General features: G+C 73.8%; 15 protein-coding genes. 2 read left to right on the top strand and 13 right to left on the bottom strand.

Annotated elements, in window-relative coordinates; all coding sequences use genetic code 11:
• Positions 1-351: 351 nt before the first annotated feature.
• A complete protein-coding gene (locus ACFV0O_RS12720; protein ID WP_380340171.1) occupies positions 352-1,371 on the bottom strand; it encodes an LLM class flavin-dependent oxidoreductase in 1,020 nt (339 codons plus the stop codon).
• A gap of 501 nt (positions 1,372-1,872) precedes the next feature.
• On the opposite strand from ACFV0O_RS12720, the gene ACFV0O_RS12715 reads away from it, so the two are divergent.
• Positions 1,873-2,865 carry an aldo/keto reductase gene (locus ACFV0O_RS12715; RefSeq protein ID WP_380340169.1) on the top strand — a complete coding sequence of 331 codons (993 nt, stop codon included), beginning with the start codon at positions 1,873-1,875 and terminating at the stop codon, positions 2,863-2,865.
• A 167-nt stretch (positions 2,866-3,032) separates the two neighbouring features.
• Here ACFV0O_RS12715 and ACFV0O_RS12710 read toward each other — a convergent pair whose 3' ends face one another.
• The 6 genes from ACFV0O_RS12710 to ACFV0O_RS12685 form a co-directional block, all read right to left on the bottom strand.
• Complete coding sequence (locus ACFV0O_RS12710; RefSeq protein ID WP_380340166.1) at positions 3,033-4,109, bottom strand: LLM class flavin-dependent oxidoreductase; 1,077 nt, start codon at positions 4,107-4,109, stop codon at positions 3,033-3,035.
• Between the two features lie 3 nt (positions 4,110-4,112).
• The gene (locus ACFV0O_RS12705; protein WP_380340163.1) at positions 4,113-5,018 is read right to left on the bottom strand and encodes an ABC transporter substrate-binding protein; all 906 of its coding nucleotides are present in this window, start codon (positions 5,016-5,018) and stop codon (positions 4,113-4,115) included.
• Between the two features lie 112 nt (positions 5,019-5,130).
• Positions 5,131-5,985, bottom strand: coding sequence for an ABC transporter ATP-binding protein (locus ACFV0O_RS12700; RefSeq protein WP_380340160.1), 855 nt, complete (start codon positions 5,983-5,985; stop codon positions 5,131-5,133).
• Positions 5,982-6,824 carry an ABC transporter permease gene (locus tag ACFV0O_RS12695; RefSeq protein WP_380340158.1) on the bottom strand — a complete coding sequence of 281 codons (843 nt, stop codon included), beginning with the start codon at positions 6,822-6,824 and terminating at the stop codon, positions 5,982-5,984. The genes ACFV0O_RS12700 and ACFV0O_RS12695 overlap by 4 nt, the downstream gene beginning before the upstream one ends.
• 140 nt (positions 6,825-6,964) lie before the next feature.
• On the bottom strand, positions 6,965-7,993 hold the full coding sequence (locus ACFV0O_RS12690) for an NrtA/SsuA/CpmA family ABC transporter substrate-binding protein (protein WP_380340155.1): 1,029 nt from the start codon (positions 7,991-7,993) through the stop codon (positions 6,965-6,967).
• 156 nt (positions 7,994-8,149) lie between these two features.
• Positions 8,150-9,241, bottom strand: a complete 1,092-nt coding sequence (locus tag ACFV0O_RS12685) for an ABC transporter substrate-binding protein (RefSeq protein ID WP_380340152.1) — start codon at positions 9,239-9,241, stop codon at positions 8,150-8,152.
• Positions 9,242-9,822: 581 nt separating this feature from the next.
• Here ACFV0O_RS12685 and ACFV0O_RS12680 point away from each other — a divergent pair.
• Positions 9,823-10,605 carry an IclR family transcriptional regulator gene (locus tag ACFV0O_RS12680; RefSeq protein ID WP_380340149.1) on the top strand — a complete coding sequence of 261 codons (783 nt, stop codon included), beginning with the start codon at positions 9,823-9,825 and terminating at the stop codon, positions 10,603-10,605.
• A 91-nt stretch (positions 10,606-10,696) separates the two neighbouring features.
• Here the strand turns inward: ACFV0O_RS12680 and ACFV0O_RS12675 are convergent, their stop codons facing one another.
• The 6 genes from ACFV0O_RS12675 to ACFV0O_RS12650 all read right to left on the bottom strand — a co-directional run bounded on the left by ACFV0O_RS12675 (position 10,697) and on the right by ACFV0O_RS12650 (position 17,389).
• Positions 10,697-11,371, bottom strand: coding sequence for a winged helix-turn-helix domain-containing protein (locus tag ACFV0O_RS12675; RefSeq protein WP_380340295.1), 675 nt, complete (start codon positions 11,369-11,371; stop codon positions 10,697-10,699).
• Positions 11,372-12,044: 673 nt separating this feature from the next.
• Complete coding sequence (locus tag ACFV0O_RS12670; protein ID WP_380340146.1) at positions 12,045-12,188, bottom strand: hypothetical protein; 144 nt, start codon at positions 12,186-12,188, stop codon at positions 12,045-12,047.
• A 351-nt stretch (positions 12,189-12,539) separates the two neighbouring features.
• Positions 12,540-13,190, bottom strand: a complete 651-nt coding sequence (locus ACFV0O_RS12665; protein WP_380340144.1) for an ATP/GTP-binding protein — start codon at positions 13,188-13,190, stop codon at positions 12,540-12,542.
• Positions 13,171-13,500, bottom strand: coding sequence for a DUF742 domain-containing protein (locus ACFV0O_RS12660; protein ID WP_380340292.1), 330 nt, complete (start codon positions 13,498-13,500; stop codon positions 13,171-13,173). The genes ACFV0O_RS12665 and ACFV0O_RS12660 overlap by 20 nt, the downstream gene beginning before the upstream one ends.
• Before the next feature lie 341 nt (positions 13,501-13,841).
• A complete protein-coding gene (locus ACFV0O_RS12655) occupies positions 13,842-14,261 on the bottom strand; it encodes a roadblock/LC7 domain-containing protein (protein WP_360250324.1) in 420 nt (139 codons plus the stop codon).
• Positions 14,258-17,389 (bottom strand): nitrate- and nitrite sensing domain-containing protein, encoded by a 3,132-nt coding sequence (locus ACFV0O_RS12650; RefSeq protein WP_380340141.1) that lies wholly within the window; start codon positions 17,387-17,389, stop codon positions 14,258-14,260. The genes ACFV0O_RS12655 and ACFV0O_RS12650 overlap by 4 nt, the downstream gene beginning before the upstream one ends.
• Between the last annotated feature and the right edge of the window lie 392 nt (positions 17,390-17,781).

Raw genomic sequence — 17,781 nt, 5'->3', positions numbered from 1 at the left:
TACATACCAGTAGGTACAGAAGGCCAGTGGTCTTCCGGATCCCGTTGCCTTGAGACGCGCCTGGCGGCCGACGCGGACACGAGCCCGGGAGCAGTTAGGCAGGTGAGCAGGCGGGCAGGTGAGCAGGCGGTCAGCTGGGCCGGGGGCCGGGGCGTTCGACGGTCGCCCGGCCGACTGAGGGCCGTGCGCCGCCCCCCGGCGGCCACGGCCCCTCGACGGTTCGTCATCCCCCGCGCCGCCGAGCGGCATTCCGGCGCGATCGGTGGCGCGCGTCACGTCACGCACGGTTGTCGGCGTCACACCGTGTAGGGGGTGCACGGCGCGCTGCGCGGGCGGGCGACTGACCGGCCGTCACCGGAGTTCGCGCCGGATCACGGGAGCCACCTCACCCGCGAACAGCTCCAGTTGCTCGCGCTGCGCCCCCTCGGTGAGCGCGTCCACGCCGATACCGACCACCTCGTTGCCGAAGGCCTCGTGGTAGCGGTGGATCTTCTCGATCACCTGCTGCGGGCTGCCGACCAGCGCCGATCCGCGGTCCAGCGCGTCCTCCAGCGAGCCGAACGGGGAGTTGTTGTGACGACCGGCTGCCGAGACGAACAGGGCGTTCCAGTAGGGGCGGTAGCCCTCGACGGCGTCCTGCGAGCGCTTGGCGACGTACAGTCCGCCGAAGCCCGCGCCGACCCGGGCCCGCTCCGGATCGTGCCCGTAGTGCGCCCAGCGCTCGCGGTAGTGCTCGACCAGCGAACGGTACTTCTCCAGCGGGTGGAAGGAGTTCGCGGAGAAGAGCGGGTCGCCGTGACGGGCCGCGAGGTCGGTGGACTGCCGGCTGGTCGCGCTGCCGTGCCAGACCGGGATCGGGTTCTGCAGCGGGCGGGGTGACACGGTGGCATCGTCGAGCGGCGGGCGGGTCGAGCCCTTCCAGGTCACCTTCTCCTCGCGCCAGAGGCGGCGCAGGAGTTCGTAGTTCTCCGCCAGTGCCTGCCACTGACGCTCCTCGGGGAGGCCGAACAGGCCGAAGTGGCGCGGGTCGTTGCCCTTGCCGATGATCAATTCGACGCGGCCGCCCGAGAGTTGGTCGAGCATGGCGTAGTCCTCGGCGACCCGGACCGGGTCGAGGATGCTGAGCACCGTCACCGTGGTGAACAGCCGGATGGTGGAGGTGCGGGCGGCGACGGCGCTCAGCAGGACGGGCGGCGCCGGGGAGAGGAAGGGCTCGCCATGTCGCTCCCCCACTCCGTAGCCGTCGTAGCCGAGCTGCTCGGCGAGGACCGCCTGGTCGATCACGTTGCGCAGCTTCTGCTGCGGGGTGCGCCGGACCCCGGTGACGGGGTCGGGGGCGTTGGCGACGAGGGACGACACGGTGAACCGCACGGTGATCTCCTTGGGGCGCTCGGGGCGGGCCGGAGGGCCCGGGGCTCGCGGGGAGGAGGCCGGTGAGCCGCGCGGAGCGCAGGGGCGTGAGGCGGTGGCCGGGCTGCGCTCGCACGGGCGGCACCGACGGAATCGCTGACGGGGGTCGGGACCGGGAACCCGGGGCCCGCGGACCGCTCGGGCGTGGCGTCAGCGCCGGGTGCTGCTGCGGGGGCGACAACAACAGCGGGGTACGGCGCGCGCCACGGGCACGGCGTGCGCCACGGGCACGGCGTGCGATACACGGACGGCACGTGTCGGTGGCCCGGACTGCGCCGGCAGCCCCGACTGCACCGCGGGCGAGCCGGGAGCAACGGGCACGGCGGACCCGGCGGACACGCCCCGGACTGCCATCACGCCTCCCCCCACCCCGCACACACACGATCCTCCGCAAGCGTAGGCACCGGCCAAGGAACGGGGCAAGGGCTTGATCCGCCGGTGCCGACTGGCAGGATGTCCGGCATGAGCTACCTCGCCGCGGATGACCGCTATGCCTCGATGACCTACCGGAAGGCCGGCCGCAGTGGCGTCCAGCTGCCCGCCGTCTCGCTCGGGCTCTGGCACAACTTCGGTGACGCCCAGCCGCTGGAGGTGCAGCGGGCGGTGCTGCGCCGCGCCTTCGACCGGGGCGTCACGCACTTCGACCTGGCGAACAACTACGGCCCCCCGTACGGCAGCGCCGAGCGCAACTTCGGCTACCTGTTCGCCCAGGACTTCCGGCCGTACCGGGACGAGCTGTTCATCGCCACCAAGGCCGGCTGGGACATGTGGCCCGGCCCGTACGGCGACGGCGGCAGCCGCAAGTACCTGCTGGCGAGCCTCGACCAGTCGCTCGACCGGATGGGGCTGGACTACGTCGACGTCTTCTACTCGCACCGCTACGACCCGGACACCCCGGTCGAGGAGACGATGGGGGCGCTGGACACCGCGGTGCGCTCGGGCCGGGCGCTGTACGCCGCGATCTCCAACTACCCGGCGGAGCAGCACCGGGAGGCGGTGGGGATCCTGCGCGAGCTGGGGACGCCGGTGCTGATGAACCAGTCGGCGTACTCGATCCTCGACCGGCACGTCGAGGAGGCCGGCGTGCTGGACGCGGTGGGCGACACCCAGACCAGCCTGATCGCCTACTCGCCGCTCGCCCAGGGACTGTTGACGGACCGCTACCTCTCCGGCGACGTGCCGGCGGGCTCCCGGATGTCGGTCGGGAAGTTCCTGACCGAGGAGGCGCTCACCGGGCCGAAGCTGGAGCAGCTGCGGGCACTGAACAAGATCGCCGAGGAGCGCGGGCAGACGCTGGCGCAGCTGGCGCTGAGCTGGGTACTCCGGGACCCGCGGGTGGTGTCGGTGATCATCGGTGCGAGCAGTGTGGCCCAGCTGGACCAGAACCTCGACGCACTGGCCGGCGGGCCGCTGACGGCGGAGCAGCTGGCGGAGATCGACCGACTGAGCCGGTGAGCTGCTGATTCACCAGGCTGTGTCGACGTGACAGATGACAGCTGACAGATTTCGAAATCTGTCAGCTGTCATCTGTCGTCTGTCATCTGTCGTCTGTCAGCTGTCAGCTGTCGGCTGTCGGCTGTCGGCTGTGATCCGTCAGCTGTCGGCCGACATCCGTCGACCCATCAGCTCCGGCCGATGCCCAAGCCGGGCAGAACCGTTTCTGCAACCCGGTGGGCCTCCTCCAGCAGCGGGTTCCCCGAGAGGATGAAGGTGTCGACGCCCAGCGCCTCGAACTCCTGCAGCCGCTCGATCACCTGGGCGGTCGAGCCCACCACCGCCGTTCCGGGACCGGGCCGGAACAGGCTCATCCCCGGCCACAGGTTGGGGTGGGCCTCCAGCTCCCGCGCCCGGGCCGGCACCCTGCCACCGTGCTGGCGGAACTGCCGCTGCCAGCCGACCCCGTCCTCCCCCGTCGCGTCGCCCAGTCGGCGCGCGTACGTCGCCTCGCTCGTGACGTTCAGCAGCCGGTCGGCCGCCGCCCAGGCCTCGTCCTCGGTGTCCCGCACGATCAGGTGCAGCCGCAGCCCGATCCGCAGGGTCCGGCCGTGCGCGGCGGCACGCTCGCGCACGAGGTCCAGCCTCTCCTTCAGCAGGTGCGGCGGCTCGCCCCAGGTCAGGTACACGTCCACGTGCTCGGCGGCCATCTCGATCCCGGCCGCCGAACTGCCGCCGAACCAGAGCGGGATGCCACCGGGCTGCTCCGGGATCAGCTCGCGCAGGCTCGCGCCGGCGTTCTTCAGGTCGTAGAACTCGCCCTTGTGGTCGAAGACCTCACCGGCCGTGAGGCGCTTGACGATCGACCAGTACTCACCGCTGAGCCGGTACCGGTCGTCGTGCTCGACGTCCAGGCCGTACTCGCGCAGCTGCGCGGTCGAGCCGTTGACCACGTTGAAGCGCAGCCGGCCGCCGTGCAGCCGGTCGAAGCTGAGCGCCATCTTGGCCAGCAGGGTGGGCGAGATCAGCCCGGGGTGAACGGCCAGCAGCGGCTTGAAGGCCGGGGTGGTGGCCGCCGCGAGCGCGCTGCCGAGCGTCCAGACGTCGTGGAGGTCGGTCGCCAGCAGGGCACCCGTGTAGCCCAACCGCTCCACACTGTCGGCGAGTTGCTGCAGGTAACGCAGGTCCACCGGGCGGCGGCCGGCCGGCTCCCAGGGGTAGTGACCCTCGCGCGGGATGATGTACCAGAGGACTTCGGAGGGCACGCGTCAGACCGCCTTCGCGAGCGCGGCGGCCACCGGGGCCTCCAGGGCGGGCAGGTGGGCGTCGGCTACGGTCAGCGCGCGGTCGATGAAGCCCACCGTGCGGAAGATATCCGCGGCCTCCTGCTGCTCGGCGACGAACCCGGCGGTGGCGGGCTCCAGTCGCCACGGCAGTGCGGCCAGCGCCGTCCGCCAGTCGGCGACCGTGCCGCCCAGTTCCCCGGCCGCGATCGCGGCGGCCTCGGCCGGGTGCGCGGCCGCCCAGGCGTCCGCGCGGCGCAGCGCGCCTGTGATCGCGGCGACCACCTCGGGACGCCCGGTCGCGAACTCGCGCCGGGTGAAGAACACCGAGCGGTCGGTGATGACGTCACCGGTGCGGATCAGCTCGCGGAGGTCCCCGCTGCGCCGGGCGGCGGCGAGTTCGGCACCCTGCGCGATCCAGCCGGCGATCTCGCCCTCGCGCAACCTCCGGGCCTGGTCCTCACCCGCCGCCGGGCGCACCGCGGTGACGTCCCCGCCGTACGTCAGCCCCTGCCCGTGCAGGGCCTTGGCGAGCAGGTGGGTCTGCCAGGAGCCGACGCCGAGGACGACGGTGCCGCCCCTGAGGTCCGCGACCGTCCGGACCGGGCCCGCGGCCGACACCAGCAGGGCACCGTGGTCCGGGCGCGGCGCGGACACCGCCGCGTAGACCAGGTCGTGGCCGGCCGCCTGTGCGGTGATCGGCGGGGTGGAGCCGGTGCCTCCGAAGTCGATGGTGCCGTCGGCGAGCAGTGCGCCGGTGCGGGTGCCGTCGGCGTAGTGGTGGAAGGCACCGGTCTCGCCGAGCGGCGCCAGTTCCTCGTCCAGGTAGGGGAGCCGGGCGAGGTAGTAGAGCGAGGGGTTGCTTGCGTGGACGCCGAGGGTGACGGTCATCTGTTCAACTCCGGTGGTACGGGCTCGGTTCGGCCGGGGAGGTCGACGGGAGCGGGGAGGTCGGGTGACGGGAGCGGGGAGGTCGGGTGACGGGAGCGGGGAGGTCGGGTGGTCAGTGGACGCCGAGGTCGGCCAGCAGCCGTCGGCGCAGTTCGGCGAAGGCCGGGTCGGCGGGGTCGCGCGGGCGGTCGACGGCCACCGCCTCGTCCCGGGCCACCAGACCGTCGCGCAGGACCACGACACGGTCGGCGAGCCGGACGGCCTCGTCCACGTCATGGGTGACCAGGAGCACGGCCGGGCGGTGGCGGCGGACCAGGTCGCCGACGAGGTCCTGCATGCGCAGCCGGGTGAGCGCGTCCAGGGCGGCGAACGGCTCGTCCAGCAGCAGGAGTCGGGGCTCACGGACGAGCGCCCTGGCGAGCGCGACGCGCTGCGCCTCGCCGCCCGAGAGGGTGGCCGGCCAGGCGTCGGCGTGCCCGTCCAGACCGACCTCTGCGAGCGCCTTCAGCCCGGTGCCCCGGGTCTCGGCGCCGCGCGGCAGACCGACCGTGACGTTGGCCAACACCCGCTTGGACGGGACGAGTCGGGGCTCCTGGAACACCACCGTACGGGCCGGAGGGACGAGCACCGTGCCCTCGTCGGCCTGGTCGAGCGCGCCGAGGATGCGCAGCAGCGTGGTCTTCCCGGTGCCGCTGGCGCCCAGAAGTGCGACGAACTCGCCGCGGGCGATGGAGAGGTCGACTCCGTCGAGGACCGCCCGGGTGCCGAACACCCGGCGCAGGCCGCGCAGATGGACCGCCGGGACGGCCTCCCCGGACGCGCCGCCTGCGGGTGCGCCGTCGGGCGTGGCGGCGGCTGTGGAGACGGGTGCGCCGTCGGCCGTGGAGACGGGTGCGCCGTCGGCCGTGGAGACGGGTGCGCCGTCGGCCGTGGCGGCGGACGTCGTACGGGCTGCGGTCACGGTCATCGGGCTGCCCCCTGGACGGCCTGGCGCCACGGCATCAGCACCCGCTCCAGGACCCGGACGATGCCGTCCGCGGTGAGGCCGAGCACCCCGTAGACCAGGATGCAGACGGCGAGGACGTCGGTGCGGGAGTAGTTCTGGGCCTGGGCCATCAAGTACCCGATCCCCTCGGTGGAGTTGATCTCCTCTGCGGCGATCAGGGCGATCACGCTGAGCGTCATGGACAGGCGCAGCCCGGAGAGCAGGGACGGCAGCGCGCCGGGCAGCACGACCGTCCGGACGATCGCCCAGCGGCCGAGGCCGAAACTGCGCATCGCCTCGACCAGTTTGCGATCCGTACTGCGGACCCCACCGGAGGCGGACACGTACATCGGAAAGCTGGTGGCGACGGCGATCAGGGCGACCTTCGCGGTCTCGGTGATGCCGAACCACACCATGAACAACGGGACGAGCGCCAGAAACGGTACGGTGCGCAGGACTTGGACGGCTGAGTCGAGCAACTCCTCTCCGAGTCGGGTGAATCCGGTGATCACCCCGAGCACCAGACCGGCGGACGCCCCGAAGAGCAGGCCGAGTCCGGCCCGGGTGAGGGAGACCGCCAGGGCGTCGGCCAACTGGCCGTTGCTCCACAACTCCCCCACCGCTTCCGCGACCTGGGCCGGCGAGGCGAGCACGTCCTGGGTCAGCGCGCCGGTGGCGGAGGCGAGTGCCCAGCCTCCGAGCAGGGCCAGCGGACCGAGCGTGCGCAGGGTGACGGCGAGCGCCCGCGGGCGGGGCCGGTGCCGTCTGCCGCGCGGGGCGACCAGGCCGGCGTCCAGTGCGGCCCGGGTGTCGCCGGGCACGTTTCCCGGCGCACCGCCGGATGCGGGTCCGGCTGCGGGCGAGGCTGGGGACCCGGTTGCGGGCGAGGCTGGGGACCCGGTTGCGGGCCCGGCCTCGGGTCCGCCTGCGCGGCCGGCGGCCACGTCCGATGCTGCGGTGGTCACTTGGCACCGTCCCCGAGCGTGTCGATGTCGATCAGGTACGGCTTGACGTCCACGAGTTGCTTGGTAACCTTCTGCTCGGCGAAGAACCGGGCGACCGTGCCGAAGCGGACGGTGTCCGCGTCGGAGATGGCGCCGGCCGGGGCGCTCTGCTTGCCGACGTTCACCGCGACGTCCTTCTCCGCGGGGGTGACGGCGGTGGGGCCGGAGTCGGTGAAGACGTTGAGGTAGGCGGCCGGATCGGCCTTCTCCTTCCGGCCGTTCTCGCGCAGGTAGGCGTAGAAGGCCCTGACCACCCCGGGGTGCTTGTCGGCGAAGCCGTTGCGCACGGCCCAGACGGCGTAGTTGTCGGAGCCCACCTCCCGGCCGTTGACCAGGAAGTGCGCGCCGGCGTTCGCGACGGCGGGCGTCGAGAAGGTGTTCCAGGTCGCCCAGGCGTCCACCTGGCCGGAGTTGAACACGCCGGAGGTCTGGTCGGCCCGCAGGTAGACCCGCTCCACCTTGTCCGCGGGGACGCCGTTCTCGGCCAACGCCTTGAGCAGCAGGTACTCACTGGTTCCGCCCTGGGAGACGGCGACCTTCCGGCCCACCAGGTCCCGGACGGACGCGACGGGCGAGCCGTTCTTCACCAGGATCCCCTCGCCGACGCCGTCGGGCGCGGTCTGGGCGAACAGCTTGAAGCCGGGCTTCTGGGCGAGCGCGGCCACGGCCGAGGTGATCGAGCCCTGGGCGACGTCCAGTTGGTCGGCGGAGAGGGCCTGGGCGGCAGGAGCGAAGGGACCGGCGCTGCCGGTCCAGGCGACCTTGGCGTGGACGGCGGCCAGGGCCCGGTCCAGCGAGCCGTCCTTCTTGCCCAGGGCGAGGAACCCGTTGTTCCCCGGGTCGGGCAGGCGGAGCACCACATCGGCCTTGCCGTCGGCCCCTCCACCGGCGGAGGCCTCGGTGCCGCCGGCGGACGAGCCGCAGGCGGCCAGGGTGGTGGAGGCGAGCAGCGCGGTGGCGGCGAGGGCCAGGCGGTGGGTCTTCACGGGGATCTCCAATGGGGTACCGGATGACAACTGACAACTTTCGAAATCTGTTATCTGAAAGCTGTTATCTGAAAGCTGAAAGTCGACATCTGAAAGTCGTTCGCCGAGGGCGGTTCACTGAAAGCCGTTCACTGAAAGCCGTTCACTGAGGGCCGTTCACTGAAGGCCGGCGGCGCGGGCGGGGACGTCGAGGGGACCGCGGAGGCCCGCCGCCACGCCCGCCCGCCGCCGCCGGTCGAGCAGCTCACGGGCCGCGCGCAGCGGTTCCGGGTCCGCCCACGCCTGGACGTCCACCGGCGCGACGAGGAAGCCCCGTTCCCGCAGGAAGCGTTCCTGCAGTGCCAACAGCTCCAGCCGTTCCGCCGACAGGTCCAGGTGCAGGGTGCGGTGGCTGCCCGCCGCGTAGGCCCCCGCGACGCCCTCGGCGCCGGCCCCGGTCTCGGCCCGGAGGATCCGGGCCACCTCCGCCGGCCGCTCGGCCGCCCAGTCGGCGGCCTCCAGCAGGACGGCGAGGAAGCGAGCGACCAGCTCGGGGTGTTCGTCGAGCAGACGCTGGTGGACGGTGACCGGCCGGGGCGTCCCGTTGTTGCCCCTGGCCCGACGGTCCGGCGCCGCATCCAACTCCACGGCCACCTCCGCGCCGATCCGGCGGGCCGCCTCGACGGCGAGCGCCCCCTTCACGTACACCGCGTCGACCGTGCCGTCCCGCAGCGCGGCCAGTTCGGCCGACCACTGTCCACCGCCGGGCACGGCCGGGACGTCGACGGGTACGGCGTCGTCGAGGGTGAGTCCGGCGAGCGCGAGGGCGCCGCGGAAGCCGGCCAGGGCCATGGCCCGCCAGAAGTCGATGCCTATTCCATGATGTGGGAGAGCCAGCCGCAGCCCGCGCAACTGTCCGGGCCCGGTGATGCCGCTGCCGGCCCGGACCAGGACCACCTGGCGCTCCTCGATCCAGGTGAGGCCGATCAGCCGGGTCGCCGCACCCCGTGAACGGGCCCACAGCGCGGGCACGTTGCCGCCCTCCCGGAAGAGGCCGGTGAGCGCGTGCGTGTAGTGGTGGTCGGCGGCCTCCTCGGGCGGGGCGTCCTGGAGCGAGCGGACGGCGATCCCGTCGGCGGCGAACTCACAGGCGAGCCACCCCCGGTCGGCGGCGATCCCGGTCGCGGTGGGCACCGGGCAGCGGGTGAACCACAGGGTGTCGGGAAGGGTGGAGGGCCCGGTGGAGGGGCCGGTGGAACGACTGGACACGGGGCTTGGTCCTCTACGAAGGTCATGGAGGCGAGGAGAGCGAGGCAGGCACGGCAGGCACGGCAGCGAACGGAAGCGAACGGAAGCGATCGGCAGACTCCGACGGCCGTCGAAAGGGAGCGGATCCGGGCACGCCCCCGGCGAGCGCGCCGCCGGGAGGCGGAAGGATCGCGCACCGCGGGAACGGTGGTCGCGCGACGCAGAGTCGGCCGATCAACCGGCCAGCAGATCAACCGGTCAGCGGATCAGCCGGTCAGAGGATCACCGGGTCGACAGATCAGCCGGTCAGCGGATCAGCGACAACACGCACGGGAGGGGAGACACCGGCGGAACGTCACGGCACTGCTCCTTCCCGCGAGTCGGGCCATCCGCGCCGCCCGGTCCTTGGTGCCGTTCGGCGCGTTGCGAGGAGCGTTCCACGGCCGTCGATCCGGAATCAAGCCCTCGCCACATGGTGGGATCAGTTGTTCATCAATGCCATTCCATTGCAACGTCATCGACACATTCCCGCAGCACCGGCTGCCCTACGCTGAGACTCCCTCCGGCGGTCCGACCGGAACCGAACCGAAACGCGAGGTGTCATGGCCGAGGCCGCCACCGCCGTCCAGAATCCGCCGGCCGGTGCGCAGGCGGTCCAGCGCGCGCTGGGGTTGCTGCACTGCTTCCACGACAACGGCCCCGACCTGAGCGCCTCCGACCTGGCCCGCCGGATGGGCCTCTCGGTCTCCACCGCGCACCGGCTGGCCCGCACGCTGGTCAGCGCCGGGTTCCTGGAGCAGGACGGGCAGAACGCCCGCTACCGGCTCGGCCCGGCCGTCGCCGAACTCGGCCAACTCACCTTCCACCAGCGCGGACTGCACCTGGCCGCGCCCGAGCTGGAGCTGCTCTCCCGGCGCACCAAGGCGACGGCGGACCTCGCGATCCGCAGCGGCCCGCACGCGGTGATCCTGGTCGGCGGATCGGTCCGCCCCGACACCGGGCTGGGCCTGCGCCGCCCGCTGCACTCCACGGCGCTCGGCAAGGTCCTGCTGGCCTGGCCGCGCCCGGGCCGGGCGGCGACCTCGGCACTCGGCCCGCTACGCCCCTTCACCGACCGGACGATCACCGAACCAGCCGTCCTGGAAGAGGAGTTGGCGAGGGTCCGGGTGGCCGGGTACGCCCTCAACGACGGCGAGTCAGCCGACGGGGTGCGGACGGTGGCCATCCCCGTCCTGGACGGCGCCGGGCAGGCCCGCTTCGCGCTCGCGGTCCGCTCGACCCCGGCGCACCTCACCGACGACCGGCTGGACTGGTTCCTGGGCCACGCCCGCACCTGCGCCGACGCCCTCTCCGTACTTCTGCTGCCACCCGGCCAGCGGGCCTGACGACTCGTCACTCGTCACACAATGCACAGCGACCGGCCGCCCGCCCCTTCAGGGGGCACGGGCGACCGGCCACTGGAGTCGGCGGCAGCGATCAGACGACGGCCGGGGTGTACTTGTAGCCGACCCGGCGGACCGTCACGATCGTGTCGCGGTAGACGGATCCGAGCTTGCGGCGCAGCCGGGCCACGTGCACGTCGACCGTCCGGCCGTCCCCGACGTGGCCGTAACCCCAGACCGCGGAGACCAGGTGATCCCGGGTGTGCACCCGCTGCGGGTGCTCGGTGAGGTGGGCCAGCAGCTCGAACTCCAGGTAGGTGAGGTCGAGCAGCCGCCCGTCGACGTAGGCGTTGCGCCGCTCGGTATCGACGCTGATTCCGCGGCCCGCGGGACGCACCGGGCGGACACCCGCCTGGGCCTGGACGCCGGACCCGGGCGGGGTCGGGGTGACGGGCACACCGGGCAGGCCCGGGTCCCCCGCCGCCGAGCTCTCGGCGGGCACCAGCACCAGGTACCCGACCAGCGGGCTCCCGTTCGCACCGAACTGCGTGCCGTACTGGGCGAGCAGCCCCTGCGGCAGCACGCCCTGCGGCAGGGCGGCGACGACGGCCGCCCCTTCCGGCAGCGCGGCGAGCAGCGCGAGCGGGGCCGGCGGGGCGACCGCACCCGGCTGCGGCGCGGGGGCCGCCGCGGCGGCCGGGGCGACCACCGGGCGGGCCGGTCCGGCGTGCGGCGGACGGACGGCCGCTCCGGGCCACCGGTCGGCCACCGAAGCCGGGGCGACGGACGGGCCGACGGACGACCGGACGGAGGGGCCCGCGACCCCGGCCGGGCCGGGGGCACCGGGCACGGCGGCGGGGACGGGCGCAACGGTGGGGACGGACGGCACCGAGCGGACCGCGCGCAGGTGCGGGGTCGCGGTGGGCAGGGGCAGGGTGGCCGTGGAGGAAGAAGACATGGTGTGCCGCTCATTTCGCGCGTGACGGACGGGGTGGGTCGTCTGCGCGTCGACCGGGCGTATTACCGGGGCTGGACCGGACGGAACCGGGTCAGCGGGCGGAGGGCCGGGACGCGCTGGGCGAGCCCGGACACGTCTGATCGAACAGGTGCGGCTGCCGGGACGGCCAGAACGGTTCGAGGTCGTGGCGGCCCCGCCGGCTGTCCACGGCGCGGCCCGCGCGCCCGTTCCACCGTCCGGTCCGGCCGTCACCCGCGCACGCCCCGGGGGACGCAACGGTCGTTCGAGTACGGCCGACGACGGCGGGGGAAGGTCTGAGGCAGACGATGTTCACTGGTGTTCTCTCCGCTGGGCGGGTCCGGTTGGTCGGCCGCAGCACGCCGGACGGCGGTCCGCTACGGCCTGGTCGACGGGATCTGCGGTGCGTCGGGCGGCGGCCGGTGGGCCGGGAGCGCCGGGGACGTACCGGGACGGGACGGGCCGGTCAGCGACAACACGCGCTACAGACCAGCGCGTGGTCGATGTAGCGGCGGACGGTGAGCACCGGAACGGCGGCGCCCGAGCGGGCGGAGCCGGGTGCGAGGGGTCCGGGCACGGTGGTGACGGCGAGTCGTCGGCCGACGGTCATCTGCTGCCCTCCCCCTCGTTCTGCGTGTGGCGTCGCGCCGTCGTCGGCACGCGCCGGCGGTGCCCGCCGGATCGTCGAAGGCCGTCCGCCGGTCGGCAACGCCCGTGTGAACGGAGCGTTTCCGGCTCCCCCGACGGCACGGCCGGGCGGCCCTCGTCCACAGAGCCTTCCACGGCCGGGCCGGTCTAGGCAACCTTCCGCCCACCGATCGTCCGGGATGCGGACGGCCGGATGAGACGGCGGTCCGGGCGGGACACCGCCGCAGCCCTCACCCGAGACTCCCTCAGGCCCCGGCGGGGCGCGGGGAAACCCGGAGATCCCGCGAGGCCGGGCGCCCGGGCGGACGCCCCGTCAGGCCCGGGCGGGGGCGCGGTGGCGTCGCGCCGCGGCGTGCTCGACGAGGGCGACGAGCAGGTCCTTGCCGTCCTCCCGCAGCCGCGCGTCGCAGAGCAGGACCGGGATGCCCGGGTCGAGGTCGAGTGCGTCCCGCACCTCGTCCGGGGAGAACCGCTCGGTGCCCTCGAAGCAGTTCACCGCGACCACGAACGGCATGCCGCGCTGCTCGAAGAAGTCGACCGACGGGAAGCAGTCGGCCAGCCGCCGGGTGTCGGCGATCACCACGGCGCCGAGCGCGCCGCGCGCCAACTCGTCCCAGACGAACCAGAACCGGTCCTGCCCGGGCGTGCCGAACAGGTAGAGCGCGAGGCCGGTCCGCAGGTCGATCCGGCCGAAGTCCATTGCGACCGTGGTGGTGCGTTTCGCCTCCACGCCCGAGGTGTCGTCCACCGGGCGGCCCAGCTCGCTGAGCTCCTCCTCGGTGCGCAGCGGTCGGATCTCGCTGACCGAGCCGACCAGGGTGGTCTTGCCCGCACCGAAACCGCCCGCGACCAGGATCTTCACCGCGACTGCCGGACCGCCGCGCCACTGCGGGTCGTTGGCGTTCGCCGGGTGGGACGAGGCACCGTCCGGGCGGAGGTGGTGGTCAGAGCGCACGGAGTCCATTGATCACGTCTCGCAGCAGGCGCTCGTCCGGCAGCTCGGCGAGCGGAACGGGTCGGGTGACGCTGATCAGGTCGGCGTCGTAGAGGTCGCCGAGCAGCACCCGCACCACGCTGACCGGCAGGTCGGTGAAGGAGCCGAGTTCGGCGACGGAGAGCGGCTCGCTGCGGCACAGGGACAGCAGCGTCTGGTGCTCCGGGTCGAGGACGTGCGCGGGCACGGCCCCCGCGTCCGGCCCGGGCTCGACGGCGGTGACCAGCGAGATCAGGTCGAACAGACCCTCCTCGACCGGCCGGGTGCGGCCTCGGGTCATCGAGTAGAGGCGCACCACCGGACCGGCCTCGTCGTCGAACCAGCGGTCGTCGACCGGGGTGCGGGGCCGGAACAGGTCGACGTCAGGCCCGTCCGGGTCCACCGGCTCCGTGCCCACCGACTCCGGGTCCACCCGAGCGTCCGCAGGCGCGCCCGCGGGACCGGCCGCCGGGGCGTCCGCGGGACCGTCCGCGCCCTGGGACGCGGCCACGCCGGCCGGCGCGCCGGTCTCTGTCGACGCGTTCGCATCGGCAGGCGCGGTCGCACCGGCCGGCCCGTCCGTGCCCACCGGCACCTCCGGGCCGTCCGGCACGTCCGCCTTGGGATCCGCCATCGGACCGCTCATCTCCCCGGCGGGGCGATTTCGGTGCGCGGCTCGGCGGCCATGTGCTCGCCGACCCGCTTGACCAGCAGGGCCATCTCGTAGGCGATCTGGCCGATGTCGGCCTCGGCGTCGCTCAGCACGGCCAGGCAGCTGCCGTCACCGGCGGCCGTGATGAACAGGAACGCCTCGTCCAGCTCGATCATGGTCTGCCGGACGCCGCCGACCTTGAAGTGCGCGCCGGCCCCCTTGGCCAGGCTGTGGAACCCGGCCGCGACGGCAGCCAGGTGCTCGGCGTCCTCGCGGTCGAGGTCGCGGGAGGCGCCGGTGGCCAGGCCGTCGCTGGAGAGGATCACCGCGTGCCGCAGGGCCGCGACGCGCCCCACGAGGTCGTCCAGGAGCCAGGTGAGGTCCCCGGACGGCTGCGTCGAAGTGGTCATGAATCAGTTCCTTCCGCTGGAGCGGGTGGTGCAGGTGATGCGGGTCGTACGGGTGGTTCCGGTCGTGTGGGTGGTGCGGGTACGACGGGTGATGCTGACGGTACTGGTGATCCGGGGCCCGGTGTGCGGCGGACCGGCGGACCGGGCTGCTGCCGGCGCGCGAGCGGTGCCCGTCCGGTGTCCGAGGGCGCGGGCAACGCCGCCGGGGCGGGTGCCGGGGCGATCGCCCGGCGGGACATGTCCGGCGGCTGCCAGACCGGGACGACGGTGACGCGACCGCGCGGCGCGCCCTCGCGGGCCTCCGGCTTGCCGTCGCGCCCCTTCGTCGATCCGTCACGGCCCTCGACGGCGCCGGTGCGGTCCGCCGGAGTGGTGGCACCGCGTCCCCGGGTGTAGCCGCGCTGGAACGAGGTGAAGGTCGCCCGGGCCTCCTCGGGCGAGCGCTCCCGCACCTCCCGGGCGTCCGGGTCGGTGCCCGCGCCCCGGTCCGGCCCTTCCGGGCCGCCCGCGCTGCGGAATCGTTCCTTCAGCTGGTCCGCGCGCTGCTCCCTGAGCTGCGGCGCCAGGTTCGCCTGCCGGACCCGGCGCGGCAGTCCGCCCGCCGTCCGGGGCGCGGCGGCCACCGGTGGCGCCTCGGCGGCCTCGACGGTCGCAGCAGTGGCCTCGGCGGTCGCGGCGGTCTCAGCTGCGGTCGCGGTGGTCTCAGCGGCCGCACCGGACCCGGTGGCCGCCGCGGCCTCGAAGGCCTCCGCGGCTGCGGCCAGCACCACGTCCTCCCGCCGGTGCCGCCCCGTCCCCGGCGTCTCCCCGGCGTCCGCGCCGGGCGCGGGGACCAGGACCGGCCCGCCCTTGGTCCGCGAGGCCCGACGCGGCAGACCGCCCGCCGTGCGCCCCACCTCGGGCACGGAGGGCCGGGGCCCGCCCGTCCCCCGGTGCCGGCCGCCGACTCCGTCGCCGGCTACGGACGAGGAACCGGAGGAGGACAGGGACGGCCCTCCGGACGAGGATCCGACCGACGCCACGGACCCGACGCCGCCCCGGACACCCGCTCCCGCTCCCGTCCCCGGCACCGCGACCAGGTCCCGCTGCCCGCGCCGGTCGGAGCCCACCGGCCGGCGGCCGGCCGCGGTCGGCTCCGGCAGCCCGTCCGGTGCCTCCGCCAGCAGCTCGCGCGGAATCAGCACCACCGCCGTCGTCCCGCCGTACGGGGACGGCCGCAGGTGCACCCGGATGCCGTGCCGCCGGGCCAGCCGGCTGACCACGAACAGGCCCAGCCGGTCGGTGTCGGCGAGGTCGAACTCCTGCTCCACGGAGAGGCGTTCGTTGATCTCGGCGAGCAGTTGCTCGCTCAGCCCGAGCCCGCGGTCGTCGATCTCCAGCGCGAAGCCGTGCGCCACCACCTCACCCTGGACGGTGACCTGGGTGGTCGGCGGGGAGAACACCGCGGCGTTCTCGACGAGCTCGGCGATCAGGTGGGTGACGTCCGCGACGGCGCTGCCGAGCAGGCCGGTGCCGGGGAACGGTCGGACGGCCACCCGGGCGTAGTCCTCGACCTCGCCGACCGCCGCCCGGACCACGTCCACCATCCGGACCGGCTTGCGCCAGGCGCGCCCGGGCGAGCCGCCCGCGAGGATGATCAGACCCTCGGCGTGCCGGCGCATGCGGGTGGTGAGGTGGTCGACCTTGAAGAGGTCCGCCAGCTCCGTCGGGTCCTCGGTGCGGCGCTCCATGGTGTCGAGCAGGGTGAGCTGACGGTGCAGCAGCACCTGGCTGCGCCGGGCCAGGTTGACGAACACGGCCGAGACGCCGCGCCGCAGTTCGGCCTGTTCGACGGCGGCCTCGACGGCGGCCCGCTGGACCGCGTTGAAGGCCTGGCCGACCTGGCCGATCTCGGCGTCACCGAAGTGCAGTTCGGGCGCCTCGGTGGCCACGTCCACCGGCTCGCCGCGGCGCAGCCGCAGCATGACGGAGGGCAGCCGGGAGCCGGCCAGCTCGTTGGCCGCGTTGCGCAGGCCGATCAGCTCGCGGGCCAGGCCACGCCCGATCCGGAACGAGATCAGGATCGACAGCACGACCGCGACCAGGCCGATCGCACCGGCGATGCCGCCGCGCCAGAGCATCCCGATCGCCGCGGACCGCGTGCGGTCGTCGAGCCCGGCGGCGATCCGGCTGTTGATCGAGGCGAGGTCGCCGAGCGCCCGGTCGGCGGTCTCCCGCCAGGAGTCGCCGTTGAGCGCCTGGACGACCCGGTCGGGGCCGCCGGCGCCGACGAAGTCCGCCTCGGCGCGGGCCAGCGCGCCCCAGGCCTCACCGCTGCGCAGCGCGATGTAGTCGGACTGGTCGGCGGGTTCGAGCTCGGCGACGTAGACGGTGTACAGCGCCTGCTGGTTGTGCAGGGCGTCCAGCGCGACCTGGTACTGCTCGGCGGTGGGCTTGGCGGCGCCCGAGCGCAGGCCCTCCATGGCCGCGTCCTCCTGCGACAGGTACTCGCGGGCGCGCGCCAGCTCGATCAGGATGGTTCCCTGGCGCGGAAGTTGGCCGGTCTGCCGGGCGACGTAGGCGGACCGGAAGCCGAACACCGGCTTGACCAGGTCGCTGTACTGGCCCAGCGCGAACTCCCAGTTCAGCGCGGTCCGGCCGACCTGGGACCGCAGCGGGCCGATCTGGTCGGCGGCAGCGATGATCTGCACGAAGCGGCCGCGCTGGGAGGTGGAGAGCTTGGCGGCCGAGCCGTCCTTCATCTGCCGCAGCACGGCGAGGCTGTGGTCGGTGACGGTCTTGGCGTGCTCGTAGGCGTCCCTGGCCACGGGCGAGCGCGGGTCGGCCAGGCGCTGGACGGCGGCACGGCGCTCGTTCTGCAGGTCGGTGGCGTACTGGTCGACCGGGCCCGCGAACTCCTTGTACGTACGGCTGATCCTCAACTGGTTCCAGACGTCCCCGGTGGTGGCGATGGTCGCGTACACCCACAGGGCGGTGAGCGCGACGATGGGCACCAGGAGCAGCGCGATGATCTTCGCGCGGATCGAGCTGCTGCGCAGACGCATGGAGTCCTCGGTCGGGAAGTGCCAGGCGCGGACGGGGAGGGTGGGGGTCGTGGAAGCGGTGGCGCGCCGGGAGGGGTGGGGCACGGCGGGGACGGTAAGGAGGGATACGGAGGGGGCTCCCGGCCACGGGTCTGCGCGACTCTACTACGCCCTGACCACTCGTTCGAGGGTCGAATCGATCCACATCTCCGGCTTGCCCCGCACACGTCAGAAACCGGTCGCGATCTCCTCCACTTCGCGCCCGGATCATCCGCAGACGTCCGGTTTTTCGCCCGCTCCGCGCTCCGGCCCTCGCCCGACACCCTCGCCGTACCCTTTCCCGGCTCTTCCCGGGTCTACCCCGAGTCGGCCTCCGCCTCCCCTCGCGGCACACCCCGACCCCGACCCCGACCCCGACCCGCCACCGTCGCTCCCCCGTCGCTCCCCCGCTTCCCTTCCGCCCCTCGCCGACGCCGTCCCGCCTCCCCCCGCCTCCC

The organism is Kitasatospora sp. NPDC059577 (genome assembly GCF_042735475.1).
Taxonomy (GTDB): domain Bacteria; phylum Actinomycetota; class Actinomycetes; order Streptomycetales; family Streptomycetaceae; genus Kitasatospora.
The sequence above is the reverse complement of the archived record's forward strand: the minus strand, read 5'-3'. Positions and strand labels throughout refer to the sequence as shown.